This is a genomic window from Natranaerofaba carboxydovora (genome assembly GCF_022539405.1).
Lineage (GTDB): Bacteria > Bacillota > Natranaerobiia > Natranaerobiales > Natranaerofabaceae > Natranaerofaba > Natranaerofaba carboxydovora.
In genome coordinates this window covers 2,415,070-2,433,922 of sequence record NZ_CP054394.1, presented here as the reverse complement: position 1 = coordinate 2,433,922, position 18,853 = coordinate 2,415,070, and the positions used below count along the sequence as shown (strand labels likewise).

Genomic DNA, 18,853 nt, shown 5'->3' with positions numbered 1-18,853 from the left:
ATAGCTTAGTAGAGGTGAATACGATTTGACTTCAAAGAACAAAAAGAAGAATAATAAAGATAAAAAAATAAAAGAAACAGAAATCAAACCTTCTATAATGAGATATGTTGTTATAGTTTTGGTTGCTATAACATTGATACACGGTCTTTTTTATAGAGGGCTATTCTTTGATGGGGAGATGCTTTTGACCCAGGCGGCAGTGTTTTTTATCTTTTTGCTTTTTGTTATTCATAGGCTGATGTCTGGTGAGACAGGATTTTTGTCAACTCCTTTGGATTATGTTTTGCTTTTGTTTAGTTTGATATATGGGGTTAGTATAATAGTTGCGGTTGTACCAAGAGAAGCTGTGCTGGAATTTATGGCTGTGGCTACTTATTTTGCGGTATTTTTGATGGTGTCAAGGCTGTCTAATATTGGCTTTGACAGGTGGTTTTTGTATGCTTTGATTATTGGTGCTAGTGTAATGACAGTTATCAGTCTTGGTACAGGGTTTGGTTCATTTGATTATCCTGGTGCTGTGAGTGGAAGTAGGATATTTGGAACTTTGCAGTATCCAAATACTACTGCGGCACTTCTTACTGCAGCCTTTTTTGTCACCCTGTCAAGGATGCAGCTTGAGAAGAAGATCTGGCTTCAGGGTCTTATGGGAAGTGCCTCCTTTATAATCCTAATAACTTTTGTCTTTACCATGTCAAGGGCTGCCTGGATGTTATTTCCTATAGTAGTGATAATCTACTGGGCTATGAATATAAGACGCTTTGTCAGCGTTTTTGTCTATACTGCAATACCAGGGATTATGTTTTTGGTTGTGTCGATGCCTGTATGGACAGCGGTGCAGGAGAACCAGAATACCGGTTGGATATATATAATAATTGGACTTGTCGGTGCCTTTGGCCTGACTTATCTTGCTACTTATTTCTTTAACAGGATCAAACAGCTAGAGAAAAGAAGTGTTCAGTACGGTCTTGCCGGGTTTTTGGTTGTGGTGATGCTTGCTAGTACTATCTTTGCGGCGCTAAATTATGATAGGACTCTCGAGATGATGCCGGATGCCATCTCTGGTAGGATTGAGAGAATAGATTTTGAAGAGACAGGCTTTACCACAAGGATAGAGTTAATGCAGGTTGCCTGGGATATAACTACTGATAGACCTATCCTTGGTGCAGGAGGTGGCGGCTGGGAGAGTTTGTACTTTCAGTATATGGACAGGGATTATACTACTACAGAAGTCCACAGTCACCTGTTTCAAGTTGGAGTTGAGACGGGTATACCGGGGATGTTGATCTTTAGTACTATATGGATAGCACTACTCTATCAGATGATAATGGTGCTAAAGCACAAAAAAAGCGAGAGTGAAGAATATATAAAGGCAACAGGGGTGTTTGTTGCTGCTATAGCCCTTGGAGGGCACAGTATAGTAGACTTCAACCTGTCTCTTGGTGCTGTAGCGATATATCTATGGGCTTTGTTTGGTTTATTGAATCATTATTACTTAGATTCTACTGGAAGTGAAACTGTTGAGAGCTTTGACGTTAGCCCTTCGGTTTCCTTTAGGTTAAATAAATTGTTCCCTTATGTTTCTATGGCAGCAGCTTTTGGGCTCGTGATATATTCTCTGGTTGTCTATAACGGATTTAGTGCAGGAAGAACTGCTCATGCATTTCTTCAACAAGGGGATGCTCAAAGGGCTTTAAGCAGTTTGAATAATGCAACTAGTAATGATCATTTGAATGCTGATCATTACATGAATCTTGCTGAGTTATATAAGAATATTTATGAGCAAAATCAAGAAGGAAGATATATCCCTATGGCTATAGATAACGCAGAGAGAGCATTAGAGCTAAAGCCCTACCATCCGACAAACCTAGCAGATCATGGAAGTTTTATGTTAAGTGTAGGTAAAATAGAAGAAGGCCTTGATTCTCTTAAGAAGTCAAATGAATATTATATCCATAATTATAACAGCTTTTTACGTTATTCTAATGGGTTGATATTTGCGGCTGAACATTATATGTTTAATGAAGATCCAAATGAAAGTACTGAAAAAGCCCATTCTAAGCTACAAAAAGCAATCGATCTTAGAGATGAGTTTTTGGATTATCATTCAGAAGATAGAACCTTTGACTTGAATGTATTTAAAGCTTATGTTTTGATGGAAGATTTTGAAGGAGCAGAGAGTTTTATGAATGAAAGTGAACTGCCAGAAGATAATGAAGAGAGGTATGTTTTTGAGGCGATTACTTATAAGGGGTTAGGAGATCTAGAAAGGGCCGAAGAAGTATTTGATAGGGTTGAAGATGAAGATGAAAGAAAGGGCATAATAGAAAGTTATGAAAGTTATATTTCGATGCTTGGACTAGAGGATAATTGATAATTTTTATGATTTTTATTAAAATTTAGAAGGAAAAATTAACTATGTATAGAATATCATAGAACATGAGCTAAAGCAGAGAATGAGGCTGTCGTTGATACGATGGCCTCATTCTCTGCTTTAGGGGATTGTCGAATTATGTAGAATTATGTAGCTTAAGATAGTTCGAAGCAGTCCCCAAAAAATAATAAGAGAGAGGGGTTATGTTATGAAAAAAGTTTTATGTATCATTGCAGCAGTTTTTCTTTTAAGCTCGCTTTTTGTGGCACCAGTTATGGGCGCAGAAGTTGAAAGTGAGGGGGAGACAGAAACATTAGGAACACTTGAATTGACAAATGTAGTTGGCGAAGAAGATGGTAACCAGTACACAGTTGAAGCACCGGCTACTATCAAAGTAACAGAAGATCTTCCTGAAGATTCACTTTTTGCTTATGCTGAGATTTTTGAAGTTGATTCTATCGAGGATGCAAGTGTTGCTGAAGATGAAGAACCTTTGGAATGGGATGATGCAGAATACGAATTACAAGGAGAGTTAACCAGTGAGAAACCTTCTATCCAAGAATATCCAGAGCAGTTTAACCAAGTAAGTGGTTCAATAACCCTTTCTGAGCCAGGGGCTTATATGATATCAACTACACATTGGGTTGAGCCTGGTGCTAACTTCTTAGTAGAAGTGCAGGGGGAAGAACCAGAAGAAGCTGATGAAGAAGTGGACGAAGACGTTGATGAAGATGTAGAAAAAGAAGATACTTTTGAAGGCTATGATGTAGCGCAAATAGAAGTTGATGGCGAGAGTGTTGAAGGAGATGTACCAGCGGTGAATTTAGAAGGTAGAACAATGGTGCCGCTTAGATTTGTAAGTGAAGCTATGGGAGCAGATGTAGATTGGGATGAAGAGACAGAAACAGCTATTGTATCAACTGAAGGAGAAGCTTCTAGTTCTGCTGTTGGAATAGAAGCCGGAGATCATGGAACTTTTGAGGGGCATTCTGTAATTCAGGTAGAAGTTGATGGTGAAATTGTCGAAGGTGATGTTCCAGCAATTAATTTAGCAGAAAGAACCATGGTACCTCTTAGGTTTGTCAGTGAAGCTATGGGAGAAGAGGTTGACTGGGATGATGAAACAAATACTGCGATCGTTACTACATTGGAGGAAGAGGAAGCTGACAGAGAAGAAGAATCTGAGCCTACAGATGAATCTGAAGAAAGCGACGATGTAGTATAAGCATAGATAAAAAGATTTATCAAAAAAAAGGCTCCGGCATTAAAGTAAAAAGTTTATGCCGGAGCCTTTTTTTGATCTAGTTAGTTACTTCTTATCTCGTGAGAGTCAATCCAGTTTTCTAACTTTTTGGCAAGAAAACTAAGATCATAAGAAGTGATTTCGCCTAATTCTTTAAGTTCTTGTTTAATATCTTTAAGGTCTAGAGTGTCGTTATCTGTGATATATATTCTTTCGTGAGTTGTGTTTGTTACTTCTTCTCTGTTTGTCAATAGTTCTTCGTGGATCTTTTCTCCTTCTCTTATTCCCGTAACGGTGATTGGTATGTCTACTTCTGGTTCATAGCCTGAGAGTTTTATTAAGTCTTTGGCAAGGTCTAGGATTTTTATCGGTTCACCCATATCAAGGATAAATATTTCTCCTTTTTTGCCCATACTACCTGCTTCTATAACCAGCTGGCAGGCTTCTGGAATGGTCATGAAATACCTTGTCATATCTGGATGAGTAATCGTTACTGGCCCGCCTTTTTTTATCTGTTCCTGAAAGAGTGGGACTACACTGCTCCTACTTCCAAGAACATTACCAAACCTTACAGCACAAAAAGATGTATCTGAGCGGGTTGCTAGGCTCTGGACTATTATTTCTGCTGCTCTTTTTGTTGCGCCCATGGCGCTTTTTGGGTTTACTGCCTTGTCTGTTGAGATTAGGACAAACCTTTCTGCCTTGTATGTATCTGCTGCTTCTGCTACGTTTTGGGTGCCAAAGATATTGTTTTTCACAGCTTCTTCTGGGTTATTCTCCATCAAAGGTACATGTTTATGTGCTGCCGCGTGAAATACAACCTGAGGTTTTAGATTTTCAAAAATCGAGTTTATTCTTGCTTTGTCCTGAATATCTGCAATCATTGTTAGTAGCTTGTCCTTATGTTGATGTGTTTCTAGCTCTCTTTGAATATCAAAGAGACTATTTTCTGAGTGATCAATTAATATTAATTTCTCTGGGTCAAATTCAATAATCTGTCTTACTAGTTCTGATCCTATGGAGCCTCCTGCTCCGGTGACCATGATGATCTTGCCCTTAATATATCCTGATATTTCATCTATATTCAGATCTACCGGTTCTCTTCTTAGGAGGTCTTCAATGTTTACCTCTCTCATACTGCTGACAGTTACCCTTCCTGATATCAGGTGGTGTACCGGGGGAAGGATTTTGGCTTTAATATTATTGTCACTGCAGGTACGGATTATGTCCCTTACTATGGTTCTTGGGGCGTTTGGCATTGCTATTATTACTTCTTCTACCCCGTGCTTATTGCAGACTTTTTCTAGGTCTGAGATTTTTCCAAGGACTTTTACCCCGTTTATCCAGCAGTTTTGCTTGGCAGGTGCATCATCTAAAAAACCTACTACATTTATAGGGACTTCATCTTGATGACGGCTTAGTTCTTTTAGTGAGATACTTCCTGCATCGCCAGCTCCAAGGATAAGAGCGTTTTTGGCATTTTTTTTATTAGCAGAGATATTTTTGCTTCTGCCCTTATTACTGCTTAGTAAGGCTGGCATATTGTAGAGCTTTAATACTCTAAATCCAAGTCTAAATCCACCAAGCAGAAGAAGGCAGAGAAACCAGGCGATAAAATAAATACTTCTTGGAAGTACTGCTCCGATAATTGCAGAAAGTCCAAAAGTGGAGGCAACACCAATGGTGATTGCCGTAAATAATACTATTAGGTCATGAATGCTAGAGTATGACCATAGACGGTTGTATAGCCTGAAGATAAAACAGGTTATAATAAAAACTGCAGTTAGCCAGATGAAATTCTCTAGGTATAGATCTATCCAACTCCTTGGTACATAGCCTTCAAAGCGTATAAGTAGCGCCAAAATAAAGGCCATGTTAAAGAGGTAGATGTCTACAAGGACCTGTAGCCCTTTTTTTATGTATCCTTTGGTCAAGGTTAATCCTCTCCCTACTTACCCTAAATCATTTGTTATTAATTATACTAAAAAATGGTGTGCATTGAAATATAGTTCTAGAAAATATTATCTAAGTCCTTTAAAATGATTATAAGATTAAAAAATAAGAGCAATACCTGACAAATGAGATACAAGAAAATTGAATATCAATATTAAATTAGATAACAAATTAAAACTGGGGGTTTTAACAAATGACAGTAAAAAAAGCAGTAATCCCCGCAGGTGGCTTTGGGACCAGGCTGCTTCCTGCTACCAAAGTGATACCCAAAGAGATGATGCCAATCCTTGATAAGCCAGTTATTCAGTATCTGGTTGAAGAAGCTATTTTCTCGGGAGTAGAAGATATACTTGTTGTTATCAGTAGGGGTAAAGAATCGATTATAGATCATTTTGACAGGACAGATGTTAATCTGCATTACATTAGACAAAAAGAGGCTATCGGTCTTGGAGATGCAATTTTGCATGCCAAAAGTTTTGTTGGTGATGAGCCTTTTGGAGTGATATTAGGTGATGCAGTGGTAAAGAGTGAAGAAAAGCCTTGTCTTAAGCAGTTGATTGATATATATGAGGAATATGAGGGATGTGAGGAATATAAGGGAGAATTAGGTGGAGTAATTGGTGTTAGAGAGATCTTACTAGAAGAATCTCATAAATATGCAGTTATAAAGAGTGAAGAAATAGAAAAAAGTTGTGCCAAAAAACAAGTTAAACAAGTAAAGATAGAATCAATTATTGAAAAGCCCCCGGCTGATAAAGCTCTGTCAAACCTTGGGACAATGGGAAGGTATGTATTTAGCCCTGATATATTTTCATGTCTTGAAGGTATTGGCACAGGAGTAGATGGGGAGATACAACTTACTGATGCTATAGATGTATTGTCAAAAAACAAAAAAGTCTTTGCACATACGATTGAAGGGACAAGATATGATACGGGAAACCTTATGGGTTATTTGAAGGCGATTGTTGACTTTGCTATGGAAAAGGAGGACTTGAGGGAGGAGTTGATAAAAACTAGCCTAAAAAAGCAAAATATTGAATAATTTTGAAAAAATATATACCTTTTTTAATGAAAACATGCTATAATATCTTTAGAGATTGAAAATATCTTTAGAAACCAAAAACAAAATAACCGAGGCAAGCAGTTTCCATACAAAGTGTGGTATTACTGTGAAAAAGAAGGAGCGCCCAACTCGGGGTTGCTCTTTTTTTATGCAGTATTATAACTCTGAAAGGGGGTGAAGTTATGAATCTACGGCGAAAGTATAGGGCTTTCTAGGCGGTAAAAGCAAGGACAAAATACTTAAAGGAGCTAGATGAAAAATGAAAATGAAAAACAAAAAAATACTATCTATGTTGTTATCAGTAGTAATGGTGTTCACATTGTTTAGCGGGGTTGTGTTAGCAGAAGGTATCCAATATGAATCAACAGAAGAGGTAGACTTTGACATTTCAGTTCCATTCGGCACTGAAGAAGCTGACGCAATAGAAGAGTTGGCAGGTACAGTTGATGTTACAGGAGCAGGGGGAGAAGAAGGAGAAGCGACCATCACCTGGAGCATAACAGACTACAATGCTAATCAGGCGGGGGATTACAATGCAGTAGGCGTACTGGAATTACCTGATGGTTGGAGTGGTTCTCCTCGCGATGTAGAGGCTGTTGTAGCTGTTGAAGAAGAGCCTGTAAGCCCATTTGGCTACAGTATTGCTGCAAGTGGAATCAGAAACTATGACGAAAACGTAAAAGTTGACGAGGTTTCAGAATTTGAGTTAAGATTTCGCGTTACTGATGGCAATAGATTTGAAGGTGATGAGAATGGGCATATTATGTTTTATGTAATCTTAAGTGGAGATGCATCATACATTGATGAAGATGCAGGCGATATAGTAGCGATACTTCACCTAGAAGATCGAAATGACGTAAATAAATATAATAATGACTATCACGGTGAGGGCTTCAATGTTAATGATGCTAAGGCTAACGAGTACTTCGTGGTTGTCGAGAACAATAGAGGGGATGTAGAACTAGAGATAGTAACAACTGTACCAGATGAAGTTGATGTGGGTTTTTACAAAGATCAGGGCGAAAGACGCAGAATCGACAGTGCCACAATTAATGTTGGTTCAAAGGAAGATATAGCCTATATCGAGCTAGAAGTAGACAAAGTAAACAGCGGTGTTGACGATGGCTGGATCAAAGCCGGTAAAGACATCGAGCTTAAAGCAACAGCATATGATGATAGAAGAGTTGTATCTTCAGGCTATAGAGGTACTGGCTGGGAAGTAGAAGGAGAAAACGTAGTTTTCGAAATTAGAGAAAAAAGTAGCAGCAAAGACTGGGACAAAGGCTGGAAAAAAATCGACACAGTAAAAACCAACAGAGACGGCGAAGCTAAGGTAAGATTTGATATTGAGAAAGAAGGAAAATACGAACTTCGCGCAGTGGCTGGTACCTGGAGAAGAGCTAACGACTATCACGATAATAGTGTAGATAGTGATAAAATAAATCAAAAACATCTGTTTTATGATGTGATAACTGTCTCTGTATTCCCTGGTGATGCAGATAGCATTAAGGCTGAGAAAGCAAGTGGATTTCACAATATAGAGGATGATACTTTTAGAGTATACTTCGAGATAGCAGATGAGTATGGCAACACCGACTATGGCAGCCTAATATCTGCCACAAGAGGTCTAAGTGCTGGTTATGACTGGGATGATATATTTGGCTTTAGAGTAGTAGACCCAAAGGGTAATATATACGGCGCAGGTGACATCGGTGATGAGATAGTTGGTAGACAAAATAATTACAGGGACTTTTGGTGCGATGATGAAGAGATGTTCTATGTAGAAGTTGACTACTCAAAGATTGAAGACGAGTTAGGAAGCGATGCAGAAGGTAAATATGAAGTAAGAGGAAATATCGCCGGAACCACTCAGAGAGCATACACCACAATCATGGCAGCAGAATTCGGTGAGCTTGTCGAGATCAGATTAGAGCTAAACCCTGAGGTAGCTCTTAGAAGTGAAAGCGAGTTTGAAAACGCAGCAGAAGTAACTTTGGTTGATGACAAAGGCATGGAAAAAGACTACAAATACGGTGGAGAGATTAGATTTAGCTCTAGCAGAAACTCTGTTGCTACTGTTAATAGAGATGAAGGTCATATTAACCCTAGAAGCCAGGGTGAAACAATCATTACAGCAGTGCACGACGATGGTTTTAGAGACAGCGCTACCTTCTATGTGGGTAGAGAATTAGATCATATCGAAGCAGTAATTGATGTAATAGACGGAGAAAAAAATGCTTTTGTAACCCTAATAATGAGAGATAGAGATGGTTATAGAACCATAGATGAAGGTAGAGAAGATGAAGAATATGATGTGTTTACCCAGGAAGAAGACAAAATTGATATTTTAAACAAGAAAGACTTTAAAGATGGTAAAGCAAGCTTTGAAGTTAAGGTAAGAGATTTTGGAACTTACAGAATAGAAGTAGTAACTGAAGAAGGTAACGCTGTGGAGTTTGAAGTAGTTTTTCAAGAAGAAGTGAAATCAACTACAAAAACCATGGTGATTACCATAGGAAGTAAAACCTATACAATTGATGGAGAAGAATTTGAATTCAGTGATGTAGAACCTTTCATCAGAAATGACAGAACCTATCTTCCCATTAGAGCTATAATGGAGGCCTTTGAAGCTCAAGTAAAATACGATGGAGCAGACAGATCCATTACCATTACTACTGGTGAGGGTGAAGATGAGCATGTTGTTATCTTCAAATTAGACGAAACAACCTACACCGTAAACGGTGAAGAAAAAGAAATGGATGTAACCCCATACCTTGACGAAGAAGCAGAAAGAACTTATCTACCCGTAAGATACTTCAGCCAGGACGTATTTGGCGCAGAGGTAACCTGGGATCCAGTAGAAGAACAAGTCACAATTGTATATTAGTAGGAAGGAGCAGAAAAGAAGAAAGAAAGCAGGGGGACGGTTCTCCTGCTTCCCTTTTTTCTGTTGTATGCCACGGTTGAAATAAGATTTATCTTGAGAAGGGTTTCAAAAGAAATTGTAGAATTACAAAAAAACGGCATGCCAACTGGCAAGGAGATAAACCCAAAGGAATGAAAACTCCACTATATGTTGATGAAAAAGGCAGATTAAAGCTAGAAAGTGGGTTTGTACTATGAAAAATCTAATTCAAAATATCAAAAATTTTCCTAGAAAACGTCCTGTTTTGGCAGGGATTACTGCTTTTATACTAATTATAATCTTGCTTACCCTTATATTTCTAGAAAATATATTGATCTCTATTGGAAGTGTATTGCTTAAACAAGAAGAACCTGTAGATGCCTCGTACATAGTAGTTCTTCAAGGCGGGATACCTGATAGGATAGTACACGGAGCCGATCTATACATGGATGGCTATGCCGATACAATCTTAATGGTAGAGAGTAAAAGCTTTACAAACTATGAATTAATAGAAGAACTAGACCTTGATCTACCATCTAGTGTATATATTAATAAGGAAGCAGCTCTTCAGTTAGGTGTAGAAGAAGATGATGTGAAGATTCTTCCGGGAAAAGTTGATAGTACCGAAGAGGAGGCAAGAGAGATAGCTAAGTATTTGGAAGATGCGACCTTGGATGAGTATACAGATGAATCCCTTGATAATGAATTATCTGAGGATGACTTGACACAGAAAATTTTACTTGTCACTTCAGAGTTTCATTCCAACAGGGCAAGACTTATCTTTGAAGAGGGATTTTCTAATGCTGGCATTTATGACAGGGTTGAGGTAATATCTACTCCAAGTCCTTATGATCCTTTTGAACCTGATAGATGGTGGCAGGATAGAAGACAGGCTAGGAATGTGTTGATGGAGTACTTGAAGTTTATTAATTTTTATACTTTTGGGATATAAAGTAAAGATAGTAGAAAATATAGAAGAAATTAACCATAACTCTAGGAAGCAGGAGAACCGGTACCCTGCTTCTGAGAACCGTGAGAACCGGTCCCCTGCTTCCTATAACTTTGTATGAAAGTTCGTTTGACTTGTTGACGGGGCTTTTTTTAGGATAAATTGTGAATTCAAATTGTGTAATTAAACACTTCCAATTAAGTGCATGATGTGGTATCATTAATATAGACGAACAAACGTGCGAAAACATCTAAGCGATAGTAAAGGACTTACTTTTGTGTTTTAAGAATAAATATTTGGAAGGAGTTGCTAGATAATTGAAGAAATAAAGAAAAGTAAGACAAAAAAGTAATAATAGATATTATGAAAAAAAGAAGGGGGAACTAAGCATGAAAAGCTTAAGCTTAATTAAACCTTATATTGGTATATTACATATTTTGTCACTTTTTTTAGTTTTAATTGTAGGAACTGTTTTCTTGGTTGGATGTGGGGAAGAAGGAGATGGTGAAAAGACAAAAGAAGCCAAAAAGGAAGTTGAAGAGACTGAAGAACAAGATAAAACTGATGAAAAAGATGAAATAGCCCAAAAAGAAATAGAGATATCTATAGAATCTGGCGAGGGAACCTTTTATCCAGATGATGAAATTTTTGAAAAGGATAAAGGGGAAACAATTGCTTTAGAAGCAGAGCCAAAAGAAGGCTGGAGTTTTGATAAGTGGATTATAAATAATGAAGAGTACTTAGATAAAGATATAGAAGTGACCGTCAGTGAGGACTTAGTAGTAGAATTATATTTTGGTGAAGAAGTGGCGGATGATGAAGAACTGGTGGAGGCTCTTGAATACGCTTACGACTTAGAAAGCAAGGTTGCAGAAAAATCGCCTGAGTCTGGAGAAGAAGTGTATGAAATTTTTAGGACCGGTTGGGATGAGGATTATGCAGAGTTTTTGACAGAGGATATATGGAGTGAGGAAATGGGAGGGATAGTACCAAGAGGCAATATTTTTGTTGGCGTACATGATGTAGAAGTTTTGGAAAAAGGTTCTAGCGAAGCAGTTGTGACTTACCGTACTTATTCTGGCCATGGTGCAAAGGAAGCTGATTTAGTCATGGAGACAAGACTAGAAAGACAAGATGATAATTGGGTAATAATTGATAGAGAAGTTGTAGAGGAAAATACGTAATATGATACAGATATTTATGATTTTTATAATAGTTGAAAGGAAAATTATACTAGGGTATAGAATTTATTAATATAAAATGAGGCTGTCGTTAGATGGGAGACTCATTTTTGGATGAATAATCTAAAAATAGAACCAGAGTTGGGTCTCAAGCATTTTAATAAATAATAAATTTATAATAAACTAATCCAAATTTATAAGGAGGGATTTTTTTGTTTTCAAAAGAAAAAGGTAAAGGTTTTCTTATGGGAGTTTTATTTGTTTTAATAAGTATGGTATTTGTTTCAACAGTTTTTGCAGGAAATGCAAAAGAAAGTCTTGAGGTAATTTACAACAACATTAAAATTTATGTAGATGGTGTTGAACAACAGCCAGAAGAAGATCCATTTATTTATGAAGGAACAACTTATGTACCATTACGCTTTGTATCAGAAGCACTTGACGAAAATGTAAGTTGGGATGGTTCAGATCAAAGTATTTATATAGGCGATGTTCCAGGTGGAGAAGTTACACGTATGAAGGATATGACAACTCATACATATGAAGGTGATAGTTGGTGGTACCAGATAGACAACGGTTCTAGAGAAATATTTGAAACTAATATCGGAGAAACTTATCGAAATGGTTACTATTGGTCAACCGAAGGTATCCAAGGTAAAGAAATTGTTAAAGAATATAACCTAGATGGCCAATATGATAACTTTACTGCTGTGATTGCACCACATAAAGATTGGAATAATAGAGAAGCAGATGATAACATTGGTTCATTCAGATTTTACGCTGATGGTGAAGAAATACATGATACAGGTCCTATTGCATCTGATATAACTGAACCTGTAGAAGTAGAACTTGACCTTGAAGGTGTTTTAAGATTTGAAGTAGAGGCTAACAGAACTAGAAATAATGGAGACATTGGACTTTTAGAGCCTGAATTTGTACAAGAATAGAAGAAAGGAAAATGGAAGATTAAATGAATTTATACCCCGGCGTATGTTTTATGTTTATTTTGCGTCGGGGTATTTCTTTTTTTTTAGATGGGTATTTTATATTATCACTGTAAATAAATAAGGAAGTCAATATCATAATCAAATCCAAATTATCAAAGTGTTATCTTCACTTCTCTCGCCAGTCCTAATTCTTTTAGCGGTATTAGAGTTTACTGCTATCTCTTCTTCTATCTCATTGCTTAAGGAGATATCTTTTAGATCAAAGACAAATCTATCAGGGTTGTCCATGGTGAAGTCATCAAAATACTTATATTATCACTGCCAAAAACTCTATACCCGCTTTCGTTCCCAAATGAATTTTCAATAGAGAATATATAATAATCTAAATTCTTGACGATAATTAAGAAATTTGACCCGGTAATTACAGACTATTGTAGCAGACCATCTTACCAGAACTTAGGCACATAGATACTTTCATTTTGACAAGAAGTTTAATAATATTATAAGAAGAGTTATTCTCCATCAATTTTTTAATAAAAAATTGATTTCGAGCCCCCAAAATTTTAAACAAGAAACGCATTGTTAATATAAAGGGTAATTAACCCTTTTCATGTATAGATTTTACAATCTAAAAAACATTAAAGAAGGTGGGAGAGAAGTTGAAAAACAAAAGCATTATATTAATTTCAGTTCTAGTATTATTTGCATTTACCAGTATAGCTTTTACAGAAGGCCTTGCTAATCAGGAAAACATGACAGAAGAGATGCAGGAAAGGAGGGATGAGAGACTAGCACAAATTGAAGAATTTAGACAAAACCAAGAAATTGCACAACAAAGAGATGGCCTTCCTTTAGAAGACAAAATCTTTGTCAGAGGGCAACAGGTAAGCTTTGACGTGCCGCCAATGATAGAAGAAGATAGAACCCTTATACCTCTCAGGGCTGTAAGCGAAGCATTAGACGCAGATGTAGAATGGATCGATGAAGAGAGAAAAGTTGTTATTGAAAGAGACGACAAACTTATTGAGATGATAGCAGGCGAAGAAGAAGTAGAGGTGGATGGAGATATTTATGAGATTGAAGTGCCATCTAAGATTATAGAAGAAAGAACAATGGTCCCCCTTAGATTTGTAAGTGAAATCCTTGGAGACAGTGTAGATTATCATGAAGAAACCGGTGAAATAGATATAGCCTTAAATATGCCAGATAGCCCGGCAGATGTTGTGAATGATTTTTGGGAACTATATAAAGATGGTGAACTAGATGATGCAAAAAAGAAAGTAGTTGATGATAGAGTTAGTGAGATAATCGGCATGGATGTGGATATGGATGGCATGGAAGAAACAGAAGAGGCTATAGACGAAAGGCTTAAAATTGAAGCTGCTGGCTATGAGATTCAAAATGATACCGCTATAGTAGATATCCTACTTACTAAGCCAGACCTAAAAGAAGCCGTAGAAAGATATTATGACGAAGCTACTCTGGAACTGTGGGAAATGTATGAAGAGGGTGCAAATGATGCTGAAATTGAAGAAAGAGCAGATGAGCTATTAACAGAGATCCTCGAGGATGTAGATGTAATCAGTTATGATGAAAAGGTAGAGCTACACAAAGTTGATGAAGAATGGAAGATTTATGAATTGATATTTGAAAATTTCCAGGAAAGATGGAGTGAAGCAGAAGAAGATTTGGAAGAAGTACAGTAAACTCGGTAAATTAATTAAATCATTAATTTTAAAACATAACTTGGAGGTGTAACTTTATGAAGAAGATACTAGCAATAGTATTAGCAATTTCATTATTGAGTTTCGGTTCAGTACTTGCACAAGGACCACCTGAGGATGCTGGTCCACCGGATCATGCAGGACCATCTAGAGAAACAGTGGACGAAGAAAAGGAAAAAGTTACTGACGAGGTTTATGATGAAGAAGAGGAAAAAGTTACTGACGAAGTTTATGAAGAAGAAAAAAGAGTCGGCCCACCAGAGCACGCAGGAGAGCCTGGCCCACCAGAACATGCGGGAGAGCAGGGACCACCTGAGCATTCTAATGCTCCGGATGCAGTAAGAGAAATGGTTCAAGCAAGAGTTAGCGGTGAAAAAGAAAGTGGACCACCTGCATTTGCAGGAATCCCTCGTTTCTTGAGAGACAGTCTTTTAGAAGATGAAAAAGATGAAGAGGAAGAAGAGGAAAAAGTAGCTGATGAAGTTTATGCTGTGGAATTTGAAGAAGAGAATGAGTTAGAAGATGTAGAGATAGCTGTTTTTGATGATGATGAAGAAGAGATAGGAGAAGAATTCACTACAGATGAAGATGGTATCGCAGGAAAAGAACTTGAAAATGGTGAATATTCATTTGAAGCGAATCTGGAGGACTACAAAGTATATGAAGGGGAATTTGAAGTAGATGGTGAAGATAAAATAGTTGAGTTTGAGATGGAAGAGCTTGAATCTGCTTACTTTGAAATAAGTGGTTCTAGTATAGGATATGGAGAGGACAACGAAATAGACGTTACAGCAGATATTGAAAACACTGGTGACTTAGAAGGTGAACAAGAAGTAACGGCAGTATTAGTTTGGGAAGATGAAGAAGTTGAGGGAGAATTAAATGAAAGTAAAACTATTAGCTTAGACGGTCAGGAAAAAGAAGAAGTAGAATTTATCTTCGAAGTTGTTGAAGATGCTGAATCAGCTGAAATTACATTAGAAACTGAAGACGATAGTACTACAAGAGAAGTTAATGTAGATTAAATAGATTCAAGATAAAGCTGACTTACTTATAAAGGGTCCGTCTACAGGTGTATTGCTGTACTTCTAGCTATACCTGCAGGCGGGCTTTTTTTAGATTTGAAAAAGGGAAATATAATCTTACATAGAAATTAACGAATTAGGTATATCTTGATTTATTTTGATAGAGATAAATCTTTATATTTTATTTCATAATTGTTTTATAATTTATTATGAAGAAGGAGTGAAGCTGTGAAATGTAACTAAAGCAAGTCATAAAAGAAAGAAAAAGTATTCGTATATTTAAAGAAGACCCCATAACTAAAGATACTATAACAGAGCTATTAGAAGCAGGTCGCCTTGCACCTTCAGGTGACTGCTCTGGTTCCTTTTTGCTATCCGGCTCAAGACCCAAAGCCAGGGCCTCGTCTAAAGCTAGGTAATATTTATTTAGGCGAGGTTTAAAATTTAACGAAATAAGAAGTGCTTTTAAGAATTAATGGTTAGCTTTTTGATAATGGGATATTCTATTATATTGAGGTAAGTTGCTGCATTAATTATCATGTTTGTATATAGGCAGTAAAGGAGTGTTTTCTTGCAGAATTTTTTAACCAAAGAGTACTTCAATAAAATTTTAAATAATATGGCTGACGGTGTAGTTATTGTGGACAAAGAATCAAAAATAATATTTATCAACAAGGCATATAGTGAGATACTAGGTGTAGAGAAAAGTAAAGTTTTAAATAAAAAACTGACTAATATTGAACCAAACGCAAAAATGCTTGATGTTCTAAAAGATGGTGGGGTTGTTAAAGATAGAGTAACAAGGATTCAAACACTTGGTAAAGAAGTCCTGGTGAATATTTTTCCATTATACAATAATAAAGAGATTGAATATTGTGTTTCTGTTTTTAGAGATATAACAAAATTAGTAGAGCTTACAAATGAACTTGAAAGGGTATCATCACTAAATGAATACTTAAAAAGTCAACTAGAGCCTTCTTCTAAAAAACTGCCTTCTTCTTTTGAGGATTTAATTGGAAATAATCCAGAGTTTTTAAAAGTTCTTCGCCAAGCATCTAAGGCTGCAGAAACGGATATGCCGGTGAATATTAGAGGAGAGAGTGGTACAGGAAAGGGAATATTAGCAAAGGCAATTCATCTTGCAAGTAATAGAAGTAATCATCCTTTTATCCCTATAAATTGTGCTGCCATACCTACAAACCTTCTAGAAAGCGAACTGCTAGGTTATGAAGAAGGAGCTTTTTCTGGAGCAAAAACAGGAGGTAAGAAGGGCAAATTAGAACTTGCCAACAAAGGTAGTATATTCTTAGATGAGATAGGTGACATGGATTTAACTACTCAGGCTAAACTTCTTAAAGTTATCGAAGAACAGGAATTTATCCCTGTGGGTGGTACTAAAGTTAAAAGAATCGATATAAGAATACTCAGTGCAACAAATAGTAACCTTGAAGAGTTGATTAGAGAGGGTAAATTTAGAGAAGACTTGTATTTTCGCTTAAATGTAATTCCACTTCATATACCTTCCCTAAAAGAAAGAAAAAGTGACATCCTTGTTTTATTGAAGCACTTTCTTGATAAATTTGCTCCCGATGGGAAAAATTATGAATTTAGTACTAAAGCACAAGAAGCGCTGCTTAATTACAGTTGGCCTGGAAATGTTAGGGAGTTAGAAAATGTGATAAAATATGCTTTGACTATGTGTGAATCTAAAACAATCAAGCCTTCACACTTACCCCAAAAACTCCACCATTCATCTTCAAGCAAAACCTTTTTGCCAAATCAGCACATCAATTTAAAAGATATGCTTGAAAAATATGAAAAAGAATTAATCACTAAAGCTTTGGAAGAGACAGATAATAAATCTCAAGCAATCAAAATATTAGGTATAAGTAGGAGAGCATTTTATCAAAAATTAAAAAAGTATGATCTTTATATAAAATAATATTGAACGACAAAATCTATATATTTTTTATACAGTTGTATACCTTGTATACAACTTAATTTATTTCTGGCTGTTATTAACTTTTATAATCATTTGAAATTCATTTATATACAAAATATACAAAGGTTAAAAGTGTAATTGTAGAGTAGGAAATGCACCTTTGCCTTTACGACTTTAACTATTCATCCTTACTTAAAAGTGGCATGATTTTTGCAATATTAAGAAAAATAAGATTTGCTATATAAAATCTTAAACTAAGAATAAGGAGGGATAATATTGAGCTCAAGAATATCAGGTTTTCACAAAAAAAGTGTTCAGGATAGGCTCGAAATAATTGCCGAAAAAACAGATCTGACAAAAGATGAAATAAAAATTTTGAAAAAATACGGATCTTTAGATGAAAAAACTGCTGACACTATGATTGAAAATGTCATTTCAACATTTGATATTCCCTTAGGTATTGCTACAAATTTTACAATTAACGATGAAGAGTTTTTTATTCCTATGGCGACAGAAGAATCCTCAGTCGTAGCTGCAGCTAGCAACGCTGCCAAAATAGCAAGGGATTGTGGAGGTTTTTATGTAAATAGTCTTGGTCCAAAAATGATAGCCCAAATCCAGCTGGTAAATGTTAAATCGCCATCTCAGGTAAAATTTAAAATTCTTAATGAAAAAGAATATTTACTTAAAAAAGCAAATGATCAAGACCCAATTCTTAAAAAATTTGGTGGAGGGGCTGAAGACTTAGAAGTAAGAGTCTTAGAAACTCCACTTGGTTACATGGTTGTAACGCATCTAATTGTAGATACCCGTGATGCTATGGGGGCTAATTCTGTAAATACTATGGCAGAAGTCTTAGCTCCAGAAATAGAGAAAATTACAGGCGGACGAGTTTATTTAAGAATATTGTCGAATCTAGCAGACAAACGGCTTGTAAGGGCATATACCAGGATAGCCCCTTCAGCAATTGGAGGAGAAGAAGTAATAGAAGGGATATTAAATGCCTATACTTTTGCTTCCTGTGATCCATACAGAGCTGCTACCCACAATAAAGGAATAATGAATGGAATTAGTGCAGTAGCAATTGCAACAGGAAATGATTTTAGGGCACTTGAAGCAGGAGCTCATGCTTATGCTTCAACATACGGACAATATACTTCTTTGACACGCTGGGAAAAAGATACAGAAGGTTATCTAGTAGGGTTTTTGGAATTACCTATTGCTGTTGGGATAATAGGAGGTGCAACAGCTGTTCATCCGGTTGCAAAAATAGCGCTAAAAATATTAGGAGCAGAAACTGGCCCTAAGCTAGCAGAAGTTATTGGAGCAGTTGGGTTAGCCCAAAATTTAGCAGCTGTTAGAGCTCTTGCTACAGAGGGAATTCAAAAAGGTCATATGTCTCTTCATGCAAAAAATATTGCTGTGATGGCAGGCGCTAGCGAAACAGAGGTAGATGAAGTAGCTGATAAGATGGTTGAAGGTAACCAGGTAAATATGGAAAAAGCAAAACAGATATTAGAAGAAATAAGACGTTAAAAGTGAGGGGATAA

The 18,853-nt window shown here is 36.6% G+C and carries 14 protein-coding genes; 12 read left to right on the top strand and 2 right to left on the bottom strand.

Translation table 11 applies throughout. From position 1 onward, the window contains the following. The first annotated feature begins 25 nt into the window (after positions 1-25). A complete protein-coding gene (locus ACONDI_RS11540) occupies positions 26-2,371 on the top strand; it encodes an O-antigen ligase family protein (protein WP_241078698.1) in 2,346 nt (781 codons plus the stop codon). A gap of 208 nt (positions 2,372-2,579) precedes the next feature. Then, positions 2,580-3,596: a copper amine oxidase N-terminal domain-containing protein gene (locus ACONDI_RS11535; RefSeq protein ID WP_241078697.1), complete on the top strand. Its 1,017-nt coding sequence runs from the start codon at positions 2,580-2,582 to the stop codon at positions 3,594-3,596. Positions 3,597-3,676: 80 nt separating this feature from the next. Here ACONDI_RS11535 and ACONDI_RS11530 read toward each other — a convergent pair whose 3' ends face one another. Beyond that, positions 3,677-5,548 (bottom strand): polysaccharide biosynthesis protein, encoded by a 1,872-nt coding sequence (locus tag ACONDI_RS11530; protein ID WP_241078696.1) that lies wholly within the window; start codon positions 5,546-5,548, stop codon positions 3,677-3,679. Positions 5,549-5,760: 212 nt separating this feature from the next. On the opposite strand from ACONDI_RS11530, the gene ACONDI_RS11525 reads away from it, so the two are divergent. From ACONDI_RS11525 to ACONDI_RS11505, 5 genes are all read left to right on the top strand, one after another. Further along, positions 5,761-6,609 (top strand): UTP--glucose-1-phosphate uridylyltransferase, encoded by an 849-nt coding sequence (locus tag ACONDI_RS11525; protein ID WP_241078695.1) that lies wholly within the window; start codon positions 5,761-5,763, stop codon positions 6,607-6,609. Between the two features lie 280 nt (positions 6,610-6,889). After that, on the top strand, positions 6,890-9,517 hold the full coding sequence (locus ACONDI_RS11520; RefSeq protein WP_241078694.1) for a copper amine oxidase N-terminal domain-containing protein: 2,628 nt from the start codon (positions 6,890-6,892) through the stop codon (positions 9,515-9,517). 232 nt (positions 9,518-9,749) lie between these two features. Then, on the top strand, positions 9,750-10,487 hold the full coding sequence (locus ACONDI_RS11515; protein WP_241078693.1) for a YdcF family protein: 738 nt from the start codon (positions 9,750-9,752) through the stop codon (positions 10,485-10,487). 386 nt (positions 10,488-10,873) lie between these two features. Next, the gene (locus ACONDI_RS11510; protein WP_241078692.1) at positions 10,874-11,668 is read left to right on the top strand and encodes a hypothetical protein; all 795 of its coding nucleotides are present in this window, start codon (positions 10,874-10,876) and stop codon (positions 11,666-11,668) included. A 209-nt stretch (positions 11,669-11,877) separates the two neighbouring features. Continuing rightward, positions 11,878-12,612, top strand: coding sequence for a stalk domain-containing protein (locus ACONDI_RS11505; protein ID WP_241078691.1), 735 nt, complete (start codon positions 11,878-11,880; stop codon positions 12,610-12,612). Positions 12,613-12,750: 138 nt separating this feature from the next. Here ACONDI_RS11505 and ACONDI_RS11500 read toward each other — a convergent pair whose 3' ends face one another. Continuing rightward, the gene (locus ACONDI_RS11500) at positions 12,751-12,900 is read right to left on the bottom strand and encodes a hypothetical protein (protein WP_241078690.1); all 150 of its coding nucleotides are present in this window, start codon (positions 12,898-12,900) and stop codon (positions 12,751-12,753) included. Positions 12,901-13,271: 371 nt separating this feature from the next. Between ACONDI_RS11500 and ACONDI_RS11495 the strand changes: the two genes are divergently transcribed. From ACONDI_RS11495 to ACONDI_RS11480, 5 genes are all read left to right on the top strand, one after another. Beyond that, positions 13,272-14,318 carry a stalk domain-containing protein gene (locus tag ACONDI_RS11495; protein ID WP_241078689.1) on the top strand — a complete coding sequence of 349 codons (1,047 nt, stop codon included), beginning with the start codon at positions 13,272-13,274 and terminating at the stop codon, positions 14,316-14,318. Positions 14,319-14,374: 56 nt separating this feature from the next. Then, positions 14,375-15,361 (top strand): collagen-like triple helix repeat-containing protein, encoded by a 987-nt coding sequence (locus tag ACONDI_RS11490; RefSeq protein WP_241078688.1) that lies wholly within the window; start codon positions 14,375-14,377, stop codon positions 15,359-15,361. 251 nt (positions 15,362-15,612) lie between these two features. Beyond that, on the top strand, positions 15,613-15,780 hold the full coding sequence (locus ACONDI_RS15865) for a nitroreductase family protein (protein ID WP_420848204.1): 168 nt from the start codon (positions 15,613-15,615) through the stop codon (positions 15,778-15,780). Between the two features lie 152 nt (positions 15,781-15,932). Next, complete coding sequence (locus ACONDI_RS11485; RefSeq protein WP_241078687.1) at positions 15,933-17,303, top strand: sigma-54 interaction domain-containing protein; 1,371 nt, start codon at positions 15,933-15,935, stop codon at positions 17,301-17,303. A 273-nt stretch (positions 17,304-17,576) separates the two neighbouring features. Then, complete coding sequence (locus ACONDI_RS11480) at positions 17,577-18,839, top strand: hydroxymethylglutaryl-CoA reductase, degradative (protein ID WP_420848203.1); 1,263 nt, start codon at positions 17,577-17,579, stop codon at positions 18,837-18,839. The last annotated feature ends 14 nt before the right edge of the window (positions 18,840-18,853 follow it).